Genomic DNA, 20,636 nt, shown 5'->3' on the forward strand with positions numbered 1-20,636 from the left:
GTAAAAACATGTAAAACACCTTGAACTGGCAAGGTGGCATAGCAATAATGCATTTATTTATACGGTATAGATGATGTTTTACTTTACTAATTTATCTCTTAGACACCTCAGTGTTATATCATTAGCATCTCTTTCATTACTTTCTCATAATGTTCACGCTCAGCCAACACGCCATATAGCAGACCCGCTTAATTTGACCACAAATTTAGGTTTTGGTTTTGATGCCGATGTATTAAAAGTCGGTGGCAGGCTAGGGGGAGAAAGTCAGAGCATATCAGTAAACAGCAATTTCTCAGGTGACAAATGGTCACTTGCATATTTGTATGCGCCTAATGACCCAAAGAGCAATTGGAATATAACTAGCTCTATAAATCGAGGTAAAACTGATACAGAGCAAGGTCGATTTGCACATTATAAATATCAATTAGGTGTCATAAATGAGTTTAAAGGATGGCTAGAAACTGCTGTATTCACTGAGTTCGCAGCCAATTATTTAGAGGTAAAAGACAGTAGCACTCATAATAGTTTGGCTGCTAAAGCTAAGGTGTTAATACTCAAGCCATGGAGTGAGCGCTTGTACAATCAGTTTTCCACAGAGCTTGCGGGGGGGATTGATGGCACTGAACGTATTGAAACAAAAGTCGGCCTTTCATTGGGGTATAGGATTAGCGAGCAGTGGTCATGGGAGCTAGGTTATCAATACCAAAAGGCAAAAATTGATGGTGTGGATGATGAGGAGACAAAGTGGTTACTCGGGTTTAAGTCTCAATTTTAACGCTTCACCTGTTTACGATCTTGTTGTTCACTTGCTTAATACCAATCAGTATAAGAAAGCGATCTACTCAGAGTGCTTTTTTGCAACTAATTCAAGACGAATAGCTGATGGAATGGTTATTCCTTTGTGAAGCTGTTCAACGAAGAAGTAGGCGGCCAAAAACACTCCTGAAGGCGAGTTTTAGCACTTCATATGCTGTGTTAAAGAGCTAGAACATAGAATAACTATGCGCTTCACTCGTTGCTAGCCACATGGATGTGGTGAATGTCATTAATGCAGGAGCATTTAATGACCTTGCCTCTGAAGCGCTAAACTCTCGCTGAGCGATCTCATCTTTATATTGATTGATATAAATACTCAATGGCAAAATAGATTGCAGCCATTGAGTTCTGTCACCGCTCGGTTTAGATAGCCTTAGCCTCATTAGATATCTGCTGACTATTCTTGTTTTGTTGCACACTAAATTTATGGAAGATCACTAACCCTACGGCAGTAACTAGTCCAAATAGACCTATGATGTACCACATCAGATCTGGTCGCTGGGCTTGCTTTGCAACCTCTGAGTAGAGAAAGCCTGATAGCGGCCCAGCCAGTAAGAATCCAATAGCCGATGAAACAAAGTAGTAGCCCATAAACATCGCTTTTTTGTCGTTAGGGGCAAAGCTTGCCACATACTCCTGACTTTTAGGCGAAGCGACCATCTCACCAATTGAAAATACTAATATAGAAGTTAAAACCATCACACCACCCATTATAGCCCCATGAGCAACACCACCAAGTGCAGTTCCAAAGGCAATAATCACAGTGCCTGCGACAAGTACAGGAAGGGCCTGAAATCGCTCAGCGAATCGACTGACAAGCAGTTGCAGTACAACTATTGATAAGAAGTTAAGTCCAATTAAGTATTCAGGGTTAACCTGTCGATATTCATTTGACCATAATGATGCAAAATGCTCTGTTTGTGAGGGGTCTGAAGCTATTGCTGTTAAGCCTTGGCCAATTTCTGCAACGGGTACCATGACCTTGTAGTGAACCAGTTCAAAATAGGCCGCTTGAAGATCTATCTCCTTTAACAGGAGCGCTTGTGATAAACGAGCAAGTTCAGTTTGAAGACTTGGAAGATCGACTGGTGCAAAAAAATTCAATAAGCTTGGGTAGGCCGAGAGCATTGCGATGAGATCTGAAGTATCAACAAAGTCTCTTATATAAATAGGTAGTGTGATAAAAATCTGTTGGTAGACCATCCAAAAGCCAGACAAGATAAGCAAGTAGGTGACGAACGGCTTATTGCCGATGGCAATTTTCTGTTTATACCAAGGTGCTTGCAATGATTTTGTTGCTTTTACATTCCATAAATAGTGAGCGGTAAACCAGCCTAAATAGATTAAGACCGTTGTTTGTCCTGAGATCCATTTAGCACCGTATGACATGAGAATAATGAGTGTGCCAAAGAAGAGCAAAGCAAACCGGACGTTACCTAACACCTCTTGGATATCAGCAAACACCGCTTTTAAAGGTTTCCCTTTTTGTGCGTTTTGATCTGTTGGCTCTTTATAAAAAAGCAGGGCAGGGATGAAGTTAACTGCTATCCAAAATGATGACATGATAAATACCCAATCCCAACTGATCGCACGTACATATCCTGCGATGAAGGGACCAAGAAACCCACCTATATTGACCATCATATAGAAAATGCCAAAACCTAAACCGCGGTTTGTTTCGTCTGTGGTTCGAGCTACTGTGCCTGTCACTACCGGCTTAAAGCAGGCGGCACCTAGCGCTACCCCCATGAAGGCAATGAAAAAGCCTGCAAAAGAGTCGACTTGGCCTAAGATAAAGTAGCTAGGGCACATGATGGCATAGGCGATAAGAAACATTTTCCGATAACCGTATCTGTCAGCTAATGCACCTGTAACAACCGGAAAGAGATAGAGGAAAAATGGGATCATACCTTGTAGCAACCCACGCTCAGAGTCACTAAACCCTAATCCTCCTTGGTGTGTTGGAGAGGTCATATAGAGTGAAGATAGAGTAAAAAAACCATACCAAGCAAGCCGTTCAAATATCTCCATGGTATTGGCGACATAGAAAGTTTTGGAAAGCGGTGTGCGTTGAGCTACTGACATAGTACATCCTGTATATTTTATACGATCCACTTTATACTATCGAGCTAGAGGCATTTTTACAAGTCATGTTAAAATTGGTTAAATAACTGCTGCTAATTTATACATAGGTGTGTTGCCTTTATGAGGCATTCGGTCATAATGACGCCAAATTTTTCCATTATGTGATCTAAAAATGGCAGTACTTGATATTTTAACTATTCCTGATGAGCGACTGAAACGAAAAGCTCGCCCTGTTGAAGATATTGCAGCTGTTCAGAGTTTTATTGATGATCTTCTTGAAACTATGTATCACACTGATGATGGTATTGGTTTAGCTGCAACACAAGTAGGTAGTACTCATTCAATATTGGTGATTGACCTTTCTCCGGATAGAGATCAGCCACAAGTACTGATAAATCCTGAAATAGTTGCAGCTGAAGGTGAGTGCAAAGGTGAGGAAGGGTGTTTATCTATTCCTGGTTACCGTGCAAAAGTTACAAGAAGTGAGAAAGTAAAAGTTGCAGCCCTTGATAGAAATGGCAAGCCCTTTGAAATCGAAACCGATGAGTTTTTAGCCATAGTGCTTCAGCATGAGATGGACCATCTCGATGGGATCGTATTTACCGATCACCTCTCTAAACTAAAACAACAGATTGCACTTAAGAAAGTTAAAAAGCATAGCTAATTACTACAGCTAATTACTACAGCTAAATACTACAGCTGTAGTATCGCTATCTACAGCTGAACTCTACTGAGGGATATTAGCAGGCTTAGCCGACTTTAAATCCTAATGTATTATTTACATAGCTTTGCTTTTCCTCAACTCGGTCCTTGGGTGTATGAGGGAGCGTTAAGCGAATACACAAGCCCGTTTGGTGATGATTTCTAGCACTGACCTCTCCGCCTAATAGGTTCAGGCTTTTTTTGACAATAGCAAGGCCGAGCCCATACCCACCTTGGCTGGAGTGCCTTGCTTCATCCATTCTGGTAAAGGGGTTGAAGATATTTTCTAGTTCAGCACTGGCAATACCTGGACCGTCATCTTCTATCTCGATAATCAGTAACTCACCTTTTGCTCGGCAACTGACCATTACAGTACAACTTTCACCTGCGTATTTAAGTGCGTTTCTTAATACATTGTCTATTGCACGTAAAAGAAAACTTGCATCGGTATTTAATTGGATATCTTGTGATAGTTCATTCCAAACAACCTGTTGTTGGTGAGCTGCTTCAAATTGAATATCCTCCAATACTTTTGCACGGATCTCACTGATCCAAACAGGTTCAATATTCAGTTTAACATAAGCATTGTTAAGCCTACTGTAATCCAAAATACTATCTATGAGCGTAGCCATTTGTTGGTTTTCATTTTCTAAACGGGTAATAAATTTATTCTCTTCATTACCCGGTTGCTTTGATAAGAGGTGCAGCGCTAGCTCCTGCCTTGCTAGTGGGGTTCTCAGTTCGTGAGAGACATCCCTGAGTAAACGTTTCTGGTTTTGCATCGCGTTTTGAACTTGTTCTGCCATATGATCAAATTCAGTGGCTAAATGATAGAACTCAGGTTCATTAACCGAAAAGTGTTGGGCGATCCTAGTATCTAATTGCCCATTAGCAAGCTCTTGGGTTCCCGCTTTAAGGTGTTTTAATGGCGTGATCAAGTAACGGGTTAAGATTGATGTAAAAACCAGTAATACAGCTACCCCTACAAGCAGCCGTATAAGCCATAAGCTTTGTGAAAGTTTCTGAGCAGGATGAAGCTCTTCTCTCAATTGAATGACAAGCGTTAGCGGCCCGTTTGATGGGTAGCTGTTTTGCAGTGGAATGCCGATAAGCGGTTTTCTAACACTGTCTCCCATGGGAAGATCGAGTTGTCTTAAATATTGAAGTTTAAATACAAAGTGAGGATGCAAGGCCGTTTTGGTGATTGATTCTAGGTCCTTATCTAGCACATAAAGCCTAAAATCCTGTTGCTTTTCCCACCTGGAAAGTCCAACTAAATCTTGGTTGTTGACCAATTGTGTTGCTTCAGTGGCAAGCTGATGTAACTGCGTTTGTGTCGATACAGGTAATGTCAGTAATCGATTAATTACAACTCTTTCAATCCCTGTTGCAATCAGTAAAATAGCTAATAAGGATACTGAAAAATAACTAAAAATTTTAAACTGTAATCGAGAAAATAGCCCTGCTAATGGTGTAAGCATAAATTGTCACGGCTCAAAATTGGGAATGAGAATTGTTTTCATTGATTTTATCTTAAACTAAGTTGGTTGCATAGCCTAAAGTTTTAAAAGGGTGATGGACCTCTCTGTGCTTAGATGTAGCGAGTTTGGCTAGCTGAAATAGTCGTGCAGACTCATTATTAAACCGTGCATTTTTGAGTAGAGCTGAGAAACCTTAATGGAAGTTAAAAAATGAAGTTTGTGTTATTAACACATGAAAGAGAGTTGCTACGTACAACTAATACAGGAAGCCTAGCTGTAAAGGCTTATCCTGAGTGGTGTGAGAGGCGAGTTTGGTCAAGAGTTCATCCTGATGAAGCACTAGTCGCTCAGCTGAAAAACCATCAAGCAGCCTTACTGTACCCTAAGCTTGATGGCAGAGGTGAACCTGATATTACCCAATCTGGACAAGGTATAGATCTTGACCAAGGCAACTATATAGATTCACTTCCATATACCTTGATCATTCTGGATGCAACGTGGCAAGAAGCTCGAAAAATGATCAAGCGTAGTCCCTATCTGCAGCTGGCAGATAAGTATGCACTCAATACGGACACCGTTTCCGACTTCACCTTAAGGCGTAATCAGATAGAAGGGGGCCTATGTACGCTCGAATGTATTATAGAAGTGTGTAAAGTAAATGGGTTGCTTGATGAAGCTCATGGGCTAAAGATTGCGTTGACAGAGTTTCAATTAGATTGAGTTTAACCGTTAATATCATACACAATATTTAGAGGCTCTATGAGCCTCAAAGAAATGACTTTATACTGAATAAATTTATAGTGATAGCTATTAATGTATTAAGGTTAAATAGACACAAAAAAAATGACTGATGGCACCGGCAAGCACAAAAAGGTGCCATATAGCGTGGTTATAAGGGAGCCTTTTCCCCACATAGAAGATAACCCCCACACTGTAAAAAATGCCTCCCCATAACAATAGCTGAAAACCTAACTCAGTCATCGATACGATTAAATCGCTCATTACAGTTGCACATAACCATCCCATGAGCAGGTAGAGTGCCACACTGAATTTTTTAAAGCGGTTTATAAATAGGGTTTTAAATAATACACCACCAAACGCAAGAGACCAGATTAATACTAAGATCACATTGGCTTTAAAACCATCCAATGCAATAAGCATTAAGGGGGTATAGGTACCCGCTATTAAAAAATAGATGGCACAGTGATCAGCAACTTTAAGTTTATGTTTCCATTTTGGGGAACTGATCCCGTGATAGAGCGTTGAGCAGCTAAAAAGCAGAATAATACTGCTGCAATAGATGACTACACCAAAGAGTTGGATTGAACTTAGTGAGTCAGCGCCTTTTATGAGAGAAAGGACGAGACCTACAATACCTGCAATGACGCCAAGGGCATGGCTCATGGTATTGGCAAACTCCTCTTTAGGAGAGTAGCTAGCAACTGTTGGGGTGACTGCTGGAGACTGATTGGCGATAGATTCTTCTACTGTCATTAAACTGCTTATGATGAATATTTTAAGGAAGTCTATCAGTAATTGGTTTGCAAAACTAGCTTGAGCGTACATGTGTACGCTTAGTTGATTTGAACCTTCATAAATAACTTGATGAAGACGGGTTTTACTTGCTGACGTTTTTACTCAACAAACGCATATGACTCAGGGGCTGGCAATAAAGTGTTTTGCACTAAAAATGAACTTATTTAGAGATTTATAATCTGACTTGATGTTAAGTTCATATCAGTAAACCTAAACTGATACCAATTACAGCAATGCAAGCGTCACTGTCTGTCTGCTTGCGTAGGTTCGTAAAGCAAGAGTTAGGATAGTTGCTGCTAGCTTAGATAGCTTTAATAACGTTGATAATCAGGGAAGAATGAGTGAGTCAATTTTCGACCAGATCTGTGAGGGATTTAGAAGTGTTGCATGATCAAACACTGATAGACACTAATGTACTCACTCATCGCGAGCCTATCATTGACTTCCCGGTAATTAGTCAGCAGATGCTTGCATCAAATGGACATGTAGCTGACGTACCAAAACTTCTTTTACAAGATAATTTTCGGCGAAATCTAGAATCTACCCATGAAAAGATAAATAAACCTAACAGCCTGTGGAGCATAGTTTTAGTTTTTAGCTTACATTTGCTATTACTTGTTTTATTGGGACAATTATGGAGCCCAAGTCTACTACAAATTCCTGTACGTTCTCCTTATAAGCCTTCAAAGCTCAATGCCTATATGTATTACACCAGCAACGTAAAGAATGAAGCATCGTTAACACAAGCGGCTCATGCAGTAGTCAATATAATCCAAGCTGAAAAGGTAGTATCGAGTCGCCAAACAGAGACAAAGGATACAAGTCGTTCAGCAACTTTATCGCTATCATCAAAAGAGGAAGACAAACTAGCTGCTCAAGTACCTGTGGCGGTAGAAGAAGTAAACACCAATAGTGATGACCAAGCGCTAAAAGCATTGTTTAAAGCGATGGATAATAAAACTGTAGGTATAAACTCAGGTTCATATTATGACTCACCTAGCTACAACGAACTTAAGACAAAAAGTGATAGCTCCATTGCTTATTTTGATAACAAGACTCAAAGGTATCTCACTCGTCAGAATGATCAGCGCCTCGATAATTTAGTTAAGGATAGCGCAGATCAATTTACTCAAATTAAAACCCTGAGTGAGATGGATGGCGAGATGATTATCCTCCAATTACCTGAAGTGGATACATGGAGTGAGGCCAAAACACTGGATAATGCGTTAGACCCCAATAGAGTCGTTAAGCAGGGGGATACTTGTTATAGAATCGTAAAAACACCAAACCCTATCAATCCACATGCTGAAAACTTAGGCTACCCCTTTCGTTGCGATGGTGATTCAGTCGTTGAGTCCTTAAAACGAGCTATAGCAAAAAGAACATATAAAAACGCAAAAAAATAGCGGGATTAGATATGAAAATTATTAATCATAAAAACAAAACTTCATCGATATTTTTCATATTGAAATTGTATGCTTTTGTTTTTAATTTGTTTTATTTAAACTTTTAAGTGATTTTATTTGATTGGGCTGCCTTTACAAAGCACTTGTTAATTTTAGTTGTTTACGATTATACTGCTCACATCTTGTCGGAGTGCCTATTGGCTGAGACCGTTTATTCGGGATCCGTTGAACCTGATCGGGTTAAAACCTGCGAAGGAAACAAGCATGATAATTACAATAAATCGTGTGTACAGCTGCGTGTTTAATATCTGTTTTAGGTGATTACTAAGGCAGATGTTATCGATTTTGAACGATCGGAAACGCCAACCCAATTACGATAAAATGTCATTATTTTACATATAAGAACACTCTTATATGTTGCTAATCAACTCTCCAGGCAAGCAACTTCATTTCAATTAAAAGTGAGATTGCTTATGTCAAACCGCCGTGAAACCCGAGCTCAAGCTCAACAGTTTATTGATACATTAAAACCTCTTCAGCACCCTAATTCTGAGAAAGTTTACCTTACAGGTAGTCGTGACGATATCCGTGTGGGTATGCGCCAAATCTTACAATCCGATACGCTTGTTGGTGGCAGTGAATCAGAGCCTGTTTTTGAGACCAACCCGCCTTTAAAAGTCTATGATTGCGCCGGACCATATTCAGATCCTGATGCAAGCATTAACGTGCGAAATGGCTTAGATAAAGCGAGACAGAACTGGATTTTAGAGCGTGATGATACGCAGCAGTTAGTTGGCGTCAGCTCAGGTTTTACTCAACAGCGTCTTGCCGATGATGGGCTAGATCACCTTAGGTTCGAATCACTACTTCTTCCAAGAAAAGCTAAGTTAGGCCAATGTGTTACCCAGCTTCATTATGCCAGAAAGGGAATAATTACCCCTGAAATGGAATATATCGCCATTAGAGAGAATATGGCGTTATCTGAAGTGACGGATGAGGTTCTTACACAAAAGGCGCCAGGAGAAAGCTTTGGTGCATCGATATCTCAGCCAATAACACCTGAATTTGTTAGAGAAGAGGTCGCCCGAGGGCGCGCCATTATTCCACTTAATATTAACCACCCAGAAGCAGAGCCTATGATTATTGGTCGCAACTTCTTGGTGAAAGTGAACGCTAATATTGGTAATTCGGCAGTCACTTCGTCCATTGAGGAGGAAGTTGAGAAACTAGTGTGGTCTACTCGGTGGGGCGCCGATACCGTGATGGACCTTTCTACAGGTCGTTATATTCATGAAACTCGTGAGTGGATTATTCGAAATTCTCCAGTGCCAATTGGGACAGTACCAATTTACCAAGCGCTTGAGAAAGTCAATGGTGTCGCTGAAGATCTCACTTGGGATGTTTTTAAAGATACCTTGATTGAGCAAGCAGAGCAGGGCGTTGATTACTTTACTATTCATGCTGGCGTATTACTACGATATGTCCCTATGACGGCGAAAAGATTGACTGGCATAGTCTCTCGTGGTGGCTCGATTATGGCTAAGTGGTGTTTATCTCATCATCAAGAAAACTTCCTATATGAGCACTTCAGAGATATCTGTGAAATTTGTGCCGCGTATGATGTGTCTTTATCGTTAGGTGATGGCATGCGACCAGGTTCCATTGCTGATGCAAATGACGAAGCGCAGTTCTCTGAATTAGAGACATTAGGTGAGCTGGTTAAAATTGCTTGGCAGTATGATGTTCAGACAATCATCGAAGGCCCAGGTCATATTCCCATGAACTTAATAAAAGAGAACATGGATAAGCAGCTGGAGGTGTGTGATGAAGCACCTTTTTATACGTTAGGCCCACAAACTACTGATATAGCACCAGGTTATGATCATTTTACCTCTGGGATCGGTGCGGCAATGATTGCCTGGTATGGTTGTGCGATGCTGTGTTACGTGACGCCAAAGGAGCATCTAGGACTTCCAAATAAAGAAGATGTTAAACAGGGGCTTATCGCATATAAGATCGCAGCGCATGCTGGCGACGTTGCAAAAGGACACCCCACAGCTCAGATCCGCGACAATGCGCTATCTAAAGCACGTTTCGAATTTCGCTGGGAAGATCAATATAACCTAGGTTTAGATCCTGAAACAGCAAGAGCTTATCATGATGAGTCGCTACCTCAAGAATCAGCCAAAGTTGCTCATTTTTGCTCTATGTGTGGACCGAAGTTCTGCTCGATGAAGATCAGTCAAGAGGTACGTGAATACGCGGCTACTCAGAAAATTGAGATGCAAAGCAAGGATGCCTTTAAGCTGAAAAACAATGAGGACATTCAATCTGGTATGGCACAGATGTCTGCTGAGTTTAAAGCCAAAGGCGCAGCCCTTTACCATGAAGCGACAGCTGATAAAACATCACTGCCACAAGCCGATAAAGCGCTTGCTGAAGAGGTTGAGGGCTAATACATGACAAGTACATCGTCATTGCCTTCGTCGTCAAAACCTATTGTCTGGACCATTGCTGGTTCAGACAGTGGCGGTGGTGCGGGAATACAAACCGACTTGTTAACCATCAATGATCTCAATTGTCATGCTTGTACCATAGTCACGGCTATCACAGCACAGAGTTCGGTGGCGGTTAACGCAGTCGAACCTGTGTCTGATGGGATGTTTTTGTCTCAGCTTGATACGTTGCTACAAGATATGCCACCTAGTGCGATCAAGATTGGCCTTCTGGCGAGCCAGAGGCAAGTTGCGCTTTTAGCGCGTTGGCTATCAATTGATCTACATGATTATAAAAAGAGAAACACCGTAGAGGTCCCGGTTATTTTAGACCCAGTTATGGTCGCGAGTTGTGGTGATCGCCTTGATGATAGTCAAGCTAATATCGATTTCTCCGCTTTAGCTGGATTGATAACACTGGTGACTCCTAATAGCGCAGAGCTTAGAGAGTTAGCGAGTCAAGAGTTAAGCACGATGGAGGCTTTTCATCATGCGGCTCAAGCATTATCGACGGCGTTAAACTGCAATGTGTTAGCTAAAGGTGGGGATAAAGGGGCCCTGTGGGGAGCTGATACTGCAGAAGACCTCTTTGTTTGCACTCATGCACCAGGGAGCTCAGTACTACACCAAGGGAGAAGTTTTTTACTGACAAGTCCCAGAGTTATATCTGAGAACACCCATGGCACAGGCTGTACCTTAAGTTCAGCCATCGCCTGTGTAATGGCATCTGGATTTGTGCTCCATGATGCTATCGTTGTCGCAAAGGCGTATGTGTCATCAGGCATCAAGCAAAGTTATCAGGTTGGCAAGGGCCCTGGCCCTGTCGCCAAAACCAGTTGGCCTAAAGTACTTGGTGACTTCCCTAAGATATCTAGCTATGACGATGGTCCGTCTTTAGACAAAGACCTTGTTTTTAAATCAATTGATGAACGCCTTGGTCTCTATCCCGTAGTATCTGACCTCTCAATGTTAGAGACCTTGTTACGGGCAGGAGCCAAGACTATTCAACTTAGGATCAAAGATAGCAATGATCCTGCATTGGAGAGCAAGATAGCTAACGCAGTCGCATTAGGTCGCGATCACCAGGCTCGTTTGTTTATCAATGACCATTGGGAGCTTGCACTAAAATACAATGCCTACGGGGTTCACTTAGGGCAAGAGGATCTTTATGAGGCCGATCTAACAAAGATTGCTCAATCGCAAATGGCGTTAGGAATATCGAGTCATAGCTATTTTGAGCTCTTATTAGCGTCTCAAATATCACCTTCCTATATCGCATTAGGGCATATTTTCCCTACGACAACCAAAGTAATGCCATCGGCACCACAAGGGCTCAGTAAACTCTGCCATTATGTCGAGCTTTTCAAAGGCCACTATCCTCTAGTGGCTATTGGTGGTATCGATCAAAGCCGAGTAAAAACGGTAAAGAAAACGGGTGTTGATGATATCGCCATTGTTAGAGCGGTAACAGAAGCCGATGATCCAGCTGCATCATTTCAAGCTTTGGCTCAAGCCTGGGAGGACGCAGATGTCACTGTCTGATGCGGACTTTATGCGCTTTTCAAGGCAAGTACTTCTTCCAGAGGTTGGAGAACGAGGGCAAGTTGCACTATCAAACGCTCATGTCACCGTTATTGGCATGGGTGGATTAGGTCACTTAGTGGCTCAATACCTTGCTGCGGCAGGAGTTGGAACGCTCACGCTAATCGATCATGATAAAATTGAGGTGTCTAACCTCCCAAGGCAACTGCTATATAGCAGCGATGATATTGGTTATTTTAAGGCTGATATAGCTAGAGATAAGCTAACTGTAACTAATCATGCTTGTGCTATAAACGCTGTCACCGTCAAAGCTATCGACTCTAATATCAGGGAGTTATTGGCCAAAACGGATCTGATACTGGACTGTACCGATAACTTCAGTACCCGCCAATTAATCAATACCACGTGTGTTAAACAACAAGTACCACTGATCAGTGCATCAGTGGCTCATTTCAGTGGTCAATTGCTTATTGTTGACCTAAACCAGTCCCCAGAGTCAGGCTGTTATAACTGTCTTTTTCCTGAAGACTCAGTTGTCACACACAACTGTCAAACAACGGGGGTGTTAGGGCCTATGGTTGGTGTTATGGCATCAATGCAATCCTTAGTCGCGATGAACTATCTAATGGGAATTGATGTGCCATTTGGCAAACTACTTCAGTTTGATGGATTGAAAATGTGCTGGCGAGAAATTGGATTAAGTCGGGATCTGTCCTGTGAGAGTTGTCAGTCAAGTATAGCAAATGCCACTCAATGTTAAGGGAAATCAATGAATCTTATCAACAATAACTGTGATGGCGAATTAGAGACTTGCTCAACGGCAATAGCGGTTAGCGTCAATGATAAAAGTGTAACGCTTGTTCGCTCAATAACTGTTCAGTCATTGCTAGAGCAACAAAATATAGCACTTAACTCGGTCGCGGTTGCATGTAATGGCCAGGTGGTTCCTAAATCACAATGGGACAATAGAATGTGTTTGCAGGGTGATAATTTTGAGTTGTTTGCTGTTGTAGCAGGGGGATAGAATGTTAAAGATAGCCGATCATAAATTTAGCTCTAGACTGTTCACTGGAACAGGCAAGTTTAGCGATTCATCAACGATGCTCAGCGCAATTAATCAGTCGGGCTCTGAGCTCGTCACTATGGCGATGAAGCGCCTTGATTTGAAATCCGGTCGTGATGATATCTTGCAGCCACTAAAACAAAGCGGTGTAAAGTTACTGCCAAATACATCAGGTGCAAGAAACGCCAAAGAGGCGGTCTTTGTTGCTCAGTTAGCTAAAGAGGTACTAGGTACCAACTGGGTAAAGCTTGAGATCCATCCCGATCCTAAGTACTTAATGCCTGATCCGATTGAGACATTAGAAGCTGCAAAAATACTGTGTGATGAAGGGTTTATCGTTTTACCTTATATTCATGCAGACCCTGTATTATGCCGGCGCTTAGAGGAAGTTGGCTGCGCAGCGGTTATGCCGTTAGGCAGCCCCATAGGCTCAAATCAGGGACTGGCTACAGAGACCTTTCTCAAGATAATCATTGAGCAAGCAAATATTCCAGTCGTCATTGATGCAGGAATAGGCGCTCCATCTCAGGCCACCTATGCGATGGAGCTTGGTGCTGATGCCGTTTTAGTCAATACTGCCATCGCCAGCAGCCCAGATCCTATCTCGATGGCGTCATGTTTTTCCCAAGCGGTGACAACAGGTCGAGAAGCTTATGTTGCGGGGTTAGGTAAAGTAAGCTCTAAAGCACATGAAACTAGCCCCTTAACCGGCTTTTTAACTATCTAAGCCTATAACAGGTTGAGGAGTGAGAAGATGAGCTTTTTAGCTTATTTACAAACCATCTCTCGTGAAAAACTATCGCTATCTTTATATTCAGCGACCTCTGTAGATGTAGAGAAGGCAATAGATTCACCAGCAGGGGATCTAAACAGTTTACTGGCGCTGCTTTCACCTGCAGCAGAGCCTTACCTAGAGAGTATGGCACAAAAATCGGCGCAATTAACAAAGCAAAGGTTTGGTGCCAATATCGGCATGTATATCCCCCTGTACCTGTCTAATTTATGTGCGAACGAGTGTGATTATTGCGGTTTTAGTATGAGTAACAAACTCAAACGCAAGACCCTAAATAGAGCTGAGTTGGCTGATGAGATGTCAGTGGTTAAATCTCAGGGATATGATTCGATCTTGTTAGTTTCTGGCGAGCATGAAACTAAGGTTGGAATTGATTATTTTAAAAAGGTCGTGCCTCAGGTGAAGGCCGAGTTTAGTTATCTCGCGATGGAGGTGCAGCCTCTAGCCGAAACGGAGTATCAAGAGCTAGTCAACCTTGGTTTAGATGCTGTGATGATCTATCAAGAAACTTACAATCCACATACTTACGCTCAGCACCACACACGTGGAAAGAAAAGTGATTATGCTTATCGCCTCGATACGCCAGAACGTATTGCTAAATCAGGTATTGATAAAATAGGCTTAGGTGTACTTTTAGGACTAGATGATTGGCGATTAGATGCCTTACTACTCGGGCACCACCTTGCCTATCTTGAGTCTAAATATTGGCGAACAAGGTACAGTGTATCATTACCTCGTTTACGGCCTTGTACTGGGGGGATTTCTCCTAAAGTGGAGTTGACGGACAAAGGCCTAGTTCAGCTTATTTGTGCGTTTCGCCTATTCAATCATCAGCTCGATATTAGCCTATCAACAAGGGAGACATCAGAGTTAAGGGATAATCTATTTGGGCTTGGTGTTACAACACTCAGTGCGGGTAGCTCTACTCAGCCGGGAGGGTACGTGAATCCAGATACTGAATTAGATCAGTTTGAAATTAGTGACGAGCGCACGCCAATAGAAGTTTGTGAAGCAATGAAGCTAAGAGGGCTTAACCCTGTTTGGAAAGACTGGGAGTCAGCTTGGGTTTAAAAGCTTTTCGCTAATGCTTTTATAACAGCATATTGTTAAATACCAGCGTGGAAAGGGGAGTTATCTAAAAAATGAGTTCTTTATAAAACAAGGGACTATAAATAGGCTGTACTTTCTTATAACGCTGGTTGATAATTAACCATAACACCAAGAAAATTTTGGAGCTATGGATATGCAAATTCCACCAAGTAATGTATCAGGTCTTGCTGGCTTACAGAGTGCTCAATCTGGTCTGACTCAAGCGACGATTGATATCGCTAAGCCTGCAGATACTAATCTGCAAACCGATGAAGCAAGAGCTGTTGAGCAGCCAGATAAAACTCAGGCTTTAGTTTCAGCCATTGAAGCAGAGCAGCAAGGTGAGGCTGCTGTTGAAGTGCTGGAAGCATCATCTGAAACAATTGGTACAATAATAGATTTAGAGGTGTAGTCACTATGTTAGGCGTAAATGCTTCGCCTGACATTCAAGTTGTGCCAAGCAGCTCGTCGTCGAAGCTTTCCAGCAAGGGAAAAGAGACAAGTGGGAGCGCTGTGCCGACGAAGCAGGCTTCTGTCAATCCACTTGTCAGTCAAGCTATTAACCATGCCTCCAGTCAATCTGTAACTCCCCGTTCGGGCGCATCTACTGAAGTTACTTCGGCTGATAGCACTAATCAGGCACCATTAAGTAGTCACCTCAGTATTAACCACAATGCTGCACTTAAATCGACTGAATCGTTGAATTTACCTTCTCACCTTTCATCCTCCACATCACCAACCAATGGCGTTAATGCCAGTAGCTTAATGAAGGGGTCAACGGGGGGAGAGCCTGTTACTTTCAGCTTAAACTTGGGGCCTTTGACAGTTTCCGGTTTGGTCAATACAGCCCCTTCTCGCACTACAAGTGGCGCTGAGCTAGGCTTAGGTTTAGATAATCCCCAAAATCCTTTTTTTCAAGAGCCATTTGATAATGCAAATCAGCAAAACGGCTTTGACTCTCAAACTCAAACTGCGATAAAAGGACAAGGTGACGTAAAGCCAGATAACCCTGCTAAAGAAGCCAAGCAAACTGAAGATGAGCCCCCTGTTATTTTTACCCATAACCTTAATCCTGTAGATGAAGGTGATGATCAAGATAGCGAAGCGCAAGCAGCCATAGAAAAGCAAATACTTGCAGAGCTTTCAAGCAGAGATTCTGAAGTCAAGGCTCACGAGCAAGCGCATTCTACAGTGGGTGGACATCTTGCTCAAAGTCCGCAATTTACTTACGAGCAGGGGAGCGATGGGCGACGTTATGCTGTCGATGGTGAAGTGCAAATTGATATTGCTACTGTGCCAGGCGATCCCTTAGCGACAGTAAATAAAATGAAACAGGTTTACGCGGCAGCTATGGCACCTACCAATCCCTCAATGGCGGATATACGTGTTGCATCTGAAGCGCTAAAGAAAATGAATGAAGCGAAAGCTCAGCTGGTTGAACAGCGCCAGGAAAAAGCACTCACACCGAGTGAGATGGCCCCCTTAATTGGGGCTGAGAATGCCATTAACGGTGTGGTCTTTCCTGAACCTCATCGGCCGATAGTGTCTGGAGAGGTGAAGGAGAACGGTAGCATTTCACCTCACTTAGTCGATTCGCCCTCTGCAATCGATGATATTGATCAACTCACACCGACTGTAGAGCAAATAAATAAGCAGTTACAACATACAGTACCTACTGATAAACCTGTGCTCAGTACTGTAAGCCTCAGCTTTTCGCCTGAAGTGATTGCACAAAGATATTCAGCCTAAAGCCATCAATAATTGCACTAATATCAACCAGCATACTCAAGTGGTCAACCGAGCGCCTGAAAGGCAAGCTTTAGCACTGCTGGTGCGGTGCCTCAAGCTTAACTCTCGCAGGCGGACATATCTTTATGCTTGCTGATATCACTAAATCCTACTGCTTCGGAGAAACTTGTTTCGGTAGGTACTTCTTGGTTGCTTTCAACTCTGTAAAGTACGGGCCTTTATGCAATTTTTCTGGCCACTTAAGCAGCATCATTGCAAGTACATTTCGGTGCTCACCGAGTGCAAGCGCTGGGTTACCCATAGGCGAAGGTATAAATTGCACCTCTTCATCGAACGCATTAACAATGTGAGCTTGTGTTTTAGCGACGACTGGGTGATTTGATAAACCAGCTAAATGAAAACTGATCCCCACTTCAGCAATAATATCATCAGTGGCATCTTTTAAGATCCTATCAATATTGTTATCGAAATAGCCTAGAATCCATGCGAACTCTTTAGGATCTACATTATGCTGATAATACTCACTTGCGGCAAAAATGAAGTGCGTCATTCCATATAACTTATTACGGTATTGTTTTTTATCTAACTCTTCATCTTTAGTTTCGGGGTAGGTTTTTATAAATGCCTGTTTATATTCATTAATATAATCACCAACACCTATCTGTTTTGCCCAGTAAGCGTAATTGATTAATTGTGCAGCCCATGACTCTATCATTGCAGGATCAGTTAAGCCTGTTTCTAAGTCCGCTTTTTTCAGTGCTGAAATAAGCTTGTCATTACAGGGACCTGTTAGGCCAAACTCATCAATTCTGCTTGAAAATCTAAGTAAGACATCGGTATAAAATAGAAACTCTGGAAAAGGTTTTAGTGCTTTCTTTCTCGCTTTAGCTCTAGGCCCTTTACCAAGTACTGAAATAGCTTTTTTAGCTTCACTCGTTATAAAGCCAGGCTCATCAAGTGAGCAAGCGTAAAAAGCTTGAGACTCTGTTACTGCATAGAGATCGACAAGGGCTGCATTAGCGTATTTCTCATCACCCGTCATTCGATATAATCGGATACCATAATGCCCTTGGATCCTCGGAGGCAATTGATATAGGTGCGCCTCTAGATTCTTTTGTATTCCTGTATAAACATACTCTTTTTGAGCTTGGTCTACCTCTTTAACAGCGCTCACTGCATTAAGGCTGAGTAGCGCAAGTGACAGTGTACTGATCTTGAGAATGTTTTTCCGAATAAGAAAAGTCATCATGTATCCTTTTTATAAGAGAACTGGCGTCAACCGGATCACCGATTAATGCCCTAAGCCTTTGGTCTAATGGTAAAGATTCTTCGTTAATTAGAAGCGTATTGTACACACTGCGCGGGTTTTTACAGCGTTTGGTCATTTTATAAATATAGTTTGCCAGCGAATCCTGCCATAACTCTTGGTAGTAGAGGGGACCTGAGCTGACAAGAGCATAAAAATTATAGGGATAATCTTCTACGTTATCCCACGTCCCGTTAAATGATTTTGTAAATTCCTCGCTTAAATCCTCATAGGGCCTATGGATTGGACTTGAATAAAAGTTAAGCGCAACCTTTGCTCTAAAAACCTTTTGCTGTTTAGAAAATTTGTCCATTAATGATTCACGGCTAGCGTGTTCACGTGGCAATAATATTCCATCAGAGAGATATAAGCTTAGCCAACGCTGGCCAAGCGTACTGGAGTCGATTGTTTCACCTAATGTATTAACCAGATAATAGTGACTACTGCCAGACAGTGAAGTGAGGGCTAAAGCATAAGCTTCAATAACTGATAGCTTATGAGAAAAACGGTTAATTTCCTCTTTTAAATTAAGTTGAACTTGACCAAATTGCCTACCTAAAACGGGTGACTTTAGCGTGTAGCTTCGGGACTGTTTAGCCTGCTTTATATAAATATCTCCGAGTAATCGGCCGTTTAGCCAGACTCTATGGGTGCTGCTCGAGATGTGCTCAAACTTAAAGCCTAAAGTTTGTGCCCTTAGTTCAATTTGCGCTTGTAAGGTAGCAATATCGGTCTTTGCTATCGGTGTCTTAGCTGAGTTTGCAAGCTGCTGACCAAATTGCCAAGGAGGCGTGGCTATCAAAGAGGTTTGTGTTTGTAAAAACTGCTTAACCAATGCTGTTGAGGAGAGTAGCTGATCCTTTAGGGCAAAGCTTGAGTAGTCATCAAAGCCACTTTGTAAGGCTTGTTGATTTTTGAGTTGTTTTACTCGCTGTAGAGCCCCACGATTTTTCTGTGCGGCTCGCCCTTGATAAGCTTGCCATACCAGTTTTTGGCATACGGGATCATTTTGAAGAATGAGATAATTAGCAATATTGATATTGAAGTTGTCTTGTTCGGCAGCTTGGTTAGTGCCGGCATCACTTACATTAGCTAGTTGGCAGTTGTTTGAGTGAAATGTTAAGGCCAGTTGCTGATCTCTAAGCCCTTTTTTGATACTAGCTTGAGCAGTATGCAGTCGTGACTTCTCCTTAATCGCAAGGTGAGTGGTTTGAATATACTTCAACCTAGTTGCAAGTAGAGTCAGTTCCTGATCAGCGTCGTCATGATTTTCTACCCCTGCAATCAGTTCAGTAAGCCAAGGTGAATTAATGGTTTCAGCCATTAAATCAGCTAAGTGAAGTTGACACTGAAGTAAGTGTTCTTGATAAAGGGCTGGTAGTGGGTATTTTTTATAATATGCCAGCCTATCTTTGATGTTGAATAGACTTAATAAAGACGCTTCGAATGTATCGGCTTTAACACGTTCATTGCTAACTTCTTCAGGCAGAGTTTGGCTGTACGTAGACGCAAGGTTGTTTTTAAACACGGGAGCTTGCAACTGCAGGCATTGCTCAATCAGCAAAGGAAGAGGAGAGGCGGCAAAAGCCGCCGAACTTGAAAAAGTGAGACTAAAGCTGAGCGCTATGAGAAAAATGCTTTTTCGCATATTCAACACGCTCATCCACAGACATATTATGGTTACCTAAGCTATCAACATGGTCAAGATAGGGAAGAATTCCACGGCCGTTAGCTATTTGAATAGCCAAACCTGGACGGGCATTGAGTTCAAGTAAAAGGGGACCTTTTACTTTATCTAGCACCATGTCAGTTCCTAAGTATCCCATTTCACTCATTTCATAAGCTTTAGATGCTGTATGAAGTAAGAAATCCCATTGAGGAACTTGAATGTCAATCAACACTTTATTGGTGTCTGGGTGAACATCAACAGGGGTATCAAACTGAACTGCGTGTAATCCTTTACCTGAGCCGATATCAACGCCAACACCAACTGCACCTTGGTGTAGGTTTGCCTTACCATCAGAGGCCGCAGTAGAGAGTCTTAGCATTCCCATTACTGGGAAACCTTTATAAACAATCAGGCGAATATCGGGTACACCTTCATAGGAATAGCCATCAAAGACAGGATCAAATTGAATGAGTCCTTCAACAATAGCTACATCCTGATTACCACCTAATGAAAAAAGACCACTTAGCACATTGGAAACATGTCTGTAGACATCAGATGGAGTGACCTCTTGTCCGTTGGGCTTATAGTAACGGCCAGCTTCAACTTTGGTGATCACTAAGATCCCTTTACCACCAGAGCCCTTTGATGGCTTAATGACAAAGCCATCTTCATTCGCTACCATTTCTGGTATCTCTTCAATCTCGTGTTGTTCTCGAACGACACCGATCAGAGCTGGCACTGCAATATCATTGGCTAATGCCAGTTGCTTAGTGGTTAACTTATCATCGACCCGCTTATAAAACTTCCTTGGATTATAGCGGCCGATATAGTCAATATTACGTTTATTCATACACAGCACACCATTGTTGCGCAGTGCAGAAGGCTTAGCGAAGGAGAGTCTCAT

General features: G+C 42.1%; 19 protein-coding genes and 1 riboswitch. Of the genes, 12 read left to right on the top strand and 7 right to left on the bottom strand.

Annotated features, from left to right (window positions below):
* The first annotated feature begins 73 nt into the window (after positions 1-73).
* Complete coding sequence (locus BM736_RS15365) at positions 74-775, top strand: hypothetical protein (RefSeq protein WP_076413908.1); 702 nt, start codon at positions 74-76, stop codon at positions 773-775.
* A gap of 208 nt (positions 776-983) precedes the next feature.
* Here the strand turns inward: BM736_RS15365 and BM736_RS15370 are convergent, their stop codons facing one another.
* Together BM736_RS15370 and BM736_RS15375 are read right to left on the bottom strand one after the other, a co-directional pair.
* Positions 984-1,199, bottom strand: coding sequence for a hypothetical protein (locus BM736_RS15370; RefSeq protein ID WP_256717890.1), 216 nt, complete (start codon positions 1,197-1,199; stop codon positions 984-986).
* Positions 1,180-2,901 carry an MFS transporter gene (locus tag BM736_RS15375; protein ID WP_076413747.1) on the bottom strand — a complete coding sequence of 574 codons (1,722 nt, stop codon included), beginning with the start codon at positions 2,899-2,901 and terminating at the stop codon, positions 1,180-1,182. The genes BM736_RS15370 and BM736_RS15375 overlap by 20 nt, the downstream gene beginning before the upstream one ends.
* Before the next feature lie 172 nt (positions 2,902-3,073).
* On the opposite strand from BM736_RS15375, the gene def reads away from it, so the two are divergent.
* Entirely contained in the window at positions 3,074-3,565 is a 492-nt protein-coding gene (gene def / locus BM736_RS15380) for a peptide deformylase (RefSeq protein WP_076413749.1), read from the top strand.
* Positions 3,566-3,650: 85 nt separating this feature from the next.
* On the opposite strand, the gene BM736_RS15385 is transcribed toward def, so the two are convergent.
* On the bottom strand, positions 3,651-5,084 hold the full coding sequence (locus BM736_RS15385) for an ATP-binding protein (RefSeq protein WP_076413751.1): 1,434 nt from the start codon (positions 5,082-5,084) through the stop codon (positions 3,651-3,653).
* Positions 5,085-5,294: 210 nt separating this feature from the next.
* Here BM736_RS15385 and BM736_RS15390 point away from each other — a divergent pair, with 210 nt between their 5' ends.
* On the top strand, positions 5,295-5,804 hold the full coding sequence (locus BM736_RS15390) for a tRNA-uridine aminocarboxypropyltransferase (protein ID WP_076413753.1): 510 nt from the start codon (positions 5,295-5,297) through the stop codon (positions 5,802-5,804).
* 90 nt (positions 5,805-5,894) lie between these two features.
* Here the strand turns inward: BM736_RS15390 and BM736_RS15395 are convergent, their stop codons facing one another.
* A complete protein-coding gene (locus BM736_RS15395; RefSeq protein ID WP_076413910.1) occupies positions 5,895-6,578 on the bottom strand; it encodes a hemolysin III family protein in 684 nt (227 codons plus the stop codon).
* A 383-nt stretch (positions 6,579-6,961) separates the two neighbouring features.
* Here BM736_RS15395 and BM736_RS15400 point away from each other — a divergent pair, with 383 nt between their 5' ends.
* The 9 genes from BM736_RS15400 to BM736_RS15440 all read left to right on the top strand — a co-directional run bounded on the left by BM736_RS15400 (position 6,962) and on the right by BM736_RS15440 (position 16,757).
* Positions 6,962-8,026, top strand: a complete 1,065-nt coding sequence (locus tag BM736_RS15400) for a hypothetical protein (RefSeq protein ID WP_143562412.1) — start codon at positions 6,962-6,964, stop codon at positions 8,024-8,026.
* Between the two features lie 176 nt (positions 8,027-8,202).
* Positions 8,203-8,301, top strand: a riboswitch (TPP riboswitch).
* A gap of 198 nt (positions 8,302-8,499) precedes the next feature.
* The gene (gene thiC / locus BM736_RS15405; RefSeq protein WP_076413757.1) at positions 8,500-10,482 is read left to right on the top strand and encodes a phosphomethylpyrimidine synthase ThiC; all 1,983 of its coding nucleotides are present in this window, start codon (positions 8,500-8,502) and stop codon (positions 10,480-10,482) included.
* Positions 10,483-10,485: 3 nt separating this feature from the next.
* Positions 10,486-12,063, top strand: coding sequence for a thiamine phosphate synthase (gene thiE, locus BM736_RS15410; protein ID WP_076413758.1), 1,578 nt, complete (start codon positions 10,486-10,488; stop codon positions 12,061-12,063).
* Positions 12,050-12,823: a HesA/MoeB/ThiF family protein gene (locus BM736_RS15415; protein WP_076413760.1), complete on the top strand. Its 774-nt coding sequence runs from the start codon at positions 12,050-12,052 to the stop codon at positions 12,821-12,823. The genes thiE and BM736_RS15415 overlap by 14 nt, the downstream gene beginning before the upstream one ends.
* Positions 12,824-12,832: 9 nt before the next feature.
* Positions 12,833-13,087 carry a sulfur carrier protein ThiS gene (gene thiS / locus BM736_RS15420; RefSeq protein ID WP_083700220.1) on the top strand — a complete coding sequence of 85 codons (255 nt, stop codon included), beginning with the start codon at positions 12,833-12,835 and terminating at the stop codon, positions 13,085-13,087.
* A 1-nt stretch (position 13,088) separates the two neighbouring features.
* Positions 13,089-13,853: a thiazole synthase gene (locus BM736_RS15425; RefSeq protein ID WP_076413762.1), complete on the top strand. Its 765-nt coding sequence runs from the start codon at positions 13,089-13,091 to the stop codon at positions 13,851-13,853.
* A gap of 27 nt (positions 13,854-13,880) precedes the next feature.
* A complete protein-coding gene (gene thiH, locus BM736_RS15430) occupies positions 13,881-14,990 on the top strand; it encodes a 2-iminoacetate synthase ThiH (RefSeq protein ID WP_076413763.1) in 1,110 nt (369 codons plus the stop codon).
* Between the two features lie 172 nt (positions 14,991-15,162).
* Complete coding sequence (locus BM736_RS15435; protein ID WP_076413765.1) at positions 15,163-15,420, top strand: chemotaxis protein; 258 nt, start codon at positions 15,163-15,165, stop codon at positions 15,418-15,420.
* 5 nt (positions 15,421-15,425) lie between these two features.
* Positions 15,426-16,757: a putative metalloprotease CJM1_0395 family protein gene (locus BM736_RS15440; RefSeq protein WP_076413767.1), complete on the top strand. Its 1,332-nt coding sequence runs from the start codon at positions 15,426-15,428 to the stop codon at positions 16,755-16,757.
* Positions 16,758-16,905: 148 nt separating this feature from the next.
* Here the strand turns inward: BM736_RS15440 and BM736_RS15445 are convergent, their stop codons facing one another.
* From BM736_RS15445 to BM736_RS15455, 3 genes are read right to left on the bottom strand one after another with little or no spacing between them, the layout of a single operon-like run.
* Positions 16,906-18,003 (bottom strand): DUF3541 domain-containing protein, encoded by a 1,098-nt coding sequence (locus BM736_RS15445; RefSeq protein ID WP_076413768.1) that lies wholly within the window; start codon positions 18,001-18,003, stop codon positions 16,906-16,908.
* Positions 17,936-19,711, bottom strand: coding sequence for a M2 family metallopeptidase (locus BM736_RS15450; RefSeq protein ID WP_076413770.1), 1,776 nt, complete (start codon positions 19,709-19,711; stop codon positions 17,936-17,938). Before BM736_RS15450 ends, BM736_RS15445 begins: the two co-directional genes overlap by 68 nt.
* Positions 19,674-20,636, bottom strand: coding sequence for an alpha-L-glutamate ligase-like protein (locus BM736_RS15455; protein WP_076413771.1), 963 nt, complete (start codon positions 20,634-20,636; stop codon positions 19,674-19,676). Before BM736_RS15455 ends, BM736_RS15450 begins: the two co-directional genes overlap by 38 nt.

The sequence above is a fragment of the Shewanella sp. UCD-KL12 genome (genome assembly GCF_001957125.1).
Classification (GTDB): domain Bacteria; phylum Pseudomonadota; class Gammaproteobacteria; order Enterobacterales; family Shewanellaceae; genus Shewanella.

What these genes read in the sequence shown, in the direction of transcription:
- thiS (WP_083700220.1), top strand. Translation starts at nt 12,833, where the DNA reads ATGAATCTTATCAACAATAACTGTGATGGCGAATTAGAGACTTGCTCA.
- thiE (WP_076413758.1), top strand. Translation starts at nt 10,486, where the DNA reads ATGACAAGTACATCGTCATTGCCTTCGTCGTCAAAACCTATTGTCTGG.
- BM736_RS15390 (WP_076413753.1), top strand. Translation starts at nt 5,295, where the DNA reads ATGAAGTTTGTGTTATTAACACATGAAAGAGAGTTGCTACGTACAACT.
- BM736_RS15425 (WP_076413762.1), top strand. Translation starts at nt 13,089, where the DNA reads ATGTTAAAGATAGCCGATCATAAATTTAGCTCTAGACTGTTCACTGGA.
- BM736_RS15455 (WP_076413771.1), bottom strand. Translation starts at nt 20,636, where the DNA reads ATGAGACTCTCCTTCGCTAAGCCTTCTGCACTGCGCAACAATGGTGTG.
- thiH (WP_076413763.1), top strand. Translation starts at nt 13,881, where the DNA reads ATGAGCTTTTTAGCTTATTTACAAACCATCTCTCGTGAAAAACTATCG.
- BM736_RS15440 (WP_076413767.1), top strand. Translation starts at nt 15,426, where the DNA reads ATGTTAGGCGTAAATGCTTCGCCTGACATTCAAGTTGTGCCAAGCAGC.
- thiC (WP_076413757.1), top strand. Translation starts at nt 8,500, where the DNA reads ATGTCAAACCGCCGTGAAACCCGAGCTCAAGCTCAACAGTTTATTGAT.
- BM736_RS15435 (WP_076413765.1), top strand. Translation starts at nt 15,163, where the DNA reads ATGCAAATTCCACCAAGTAATGTATCAGGTCTTGCTGGCTTACAGAGT.
- BM736_RS15395 (WP_076413910.1), bottom strand. Translation starts at nt 6,578, where the DNA reads ATGACAGTAGAAGAATCTATCGCCAATCAGTCTCCAGCAGTCACCCCA.
- BM736_RS15385 (WP_076413751.1), bottom strand. Translation starts at nt 5,084, where the DNA reads ATGCTTACACCATTAGCAGGGCTATTTTCTCGATTACAGTTTAAAATT.
- BM736_RS15370 (WP_256717890.1), bottom strand. Translation starts at nt 1,199, where the DNA reads ATGAGGCTAAGGCTATCTAAACCGAGCGGTGACAGAACTCAATGGCTG.
- BM736_RS15415 (WP_076413760.1), top strand. Translation starts at nt 12,050, where the DNA reads ATGTCACTGTCTGATGCGGACTTTATGCGCTTTTCAAGGCAAGTACTT.
- BM736_RS15365 (WP_076413908.1), top strand. Translation starts at nt 74, where the DNA reads ATGTTTTACTTTACTAATTTATCTCTTAGACACCTCAGTGTTATATCA.
- BM736_RS15445 (WP_076413768.1), bottom strand. Translation starts at nt 18,003, where the DNA reads ATGACTTTTCTTATTCGGAAAAACATTCTCAAGATCAGTACACTGTCA.
- BM736_RS15450 (WP_076413770.1), bottom strand. Translation starts at nt 19,711, where the DNA reads ATGCGAAAAAGCATTTTTCTCATAGCGCTCAGCTTTAGTCTCACTTTT.
- BM736_RS15375 (WP_076413747.1), bottom strand. Translation starts at nt 2,901, where the DNA reads ATGTCAGTAGCTCAACGCACACCGCTTTCCAAAACTTTCTATGTCGCC.
- def (WP_076413749.1), top strand. Translation starts at nt 3,074, where the DNA reads ATGGCAGTACTTGATATTTTAACTATTCCTGATGAGCGACTGAAACGA.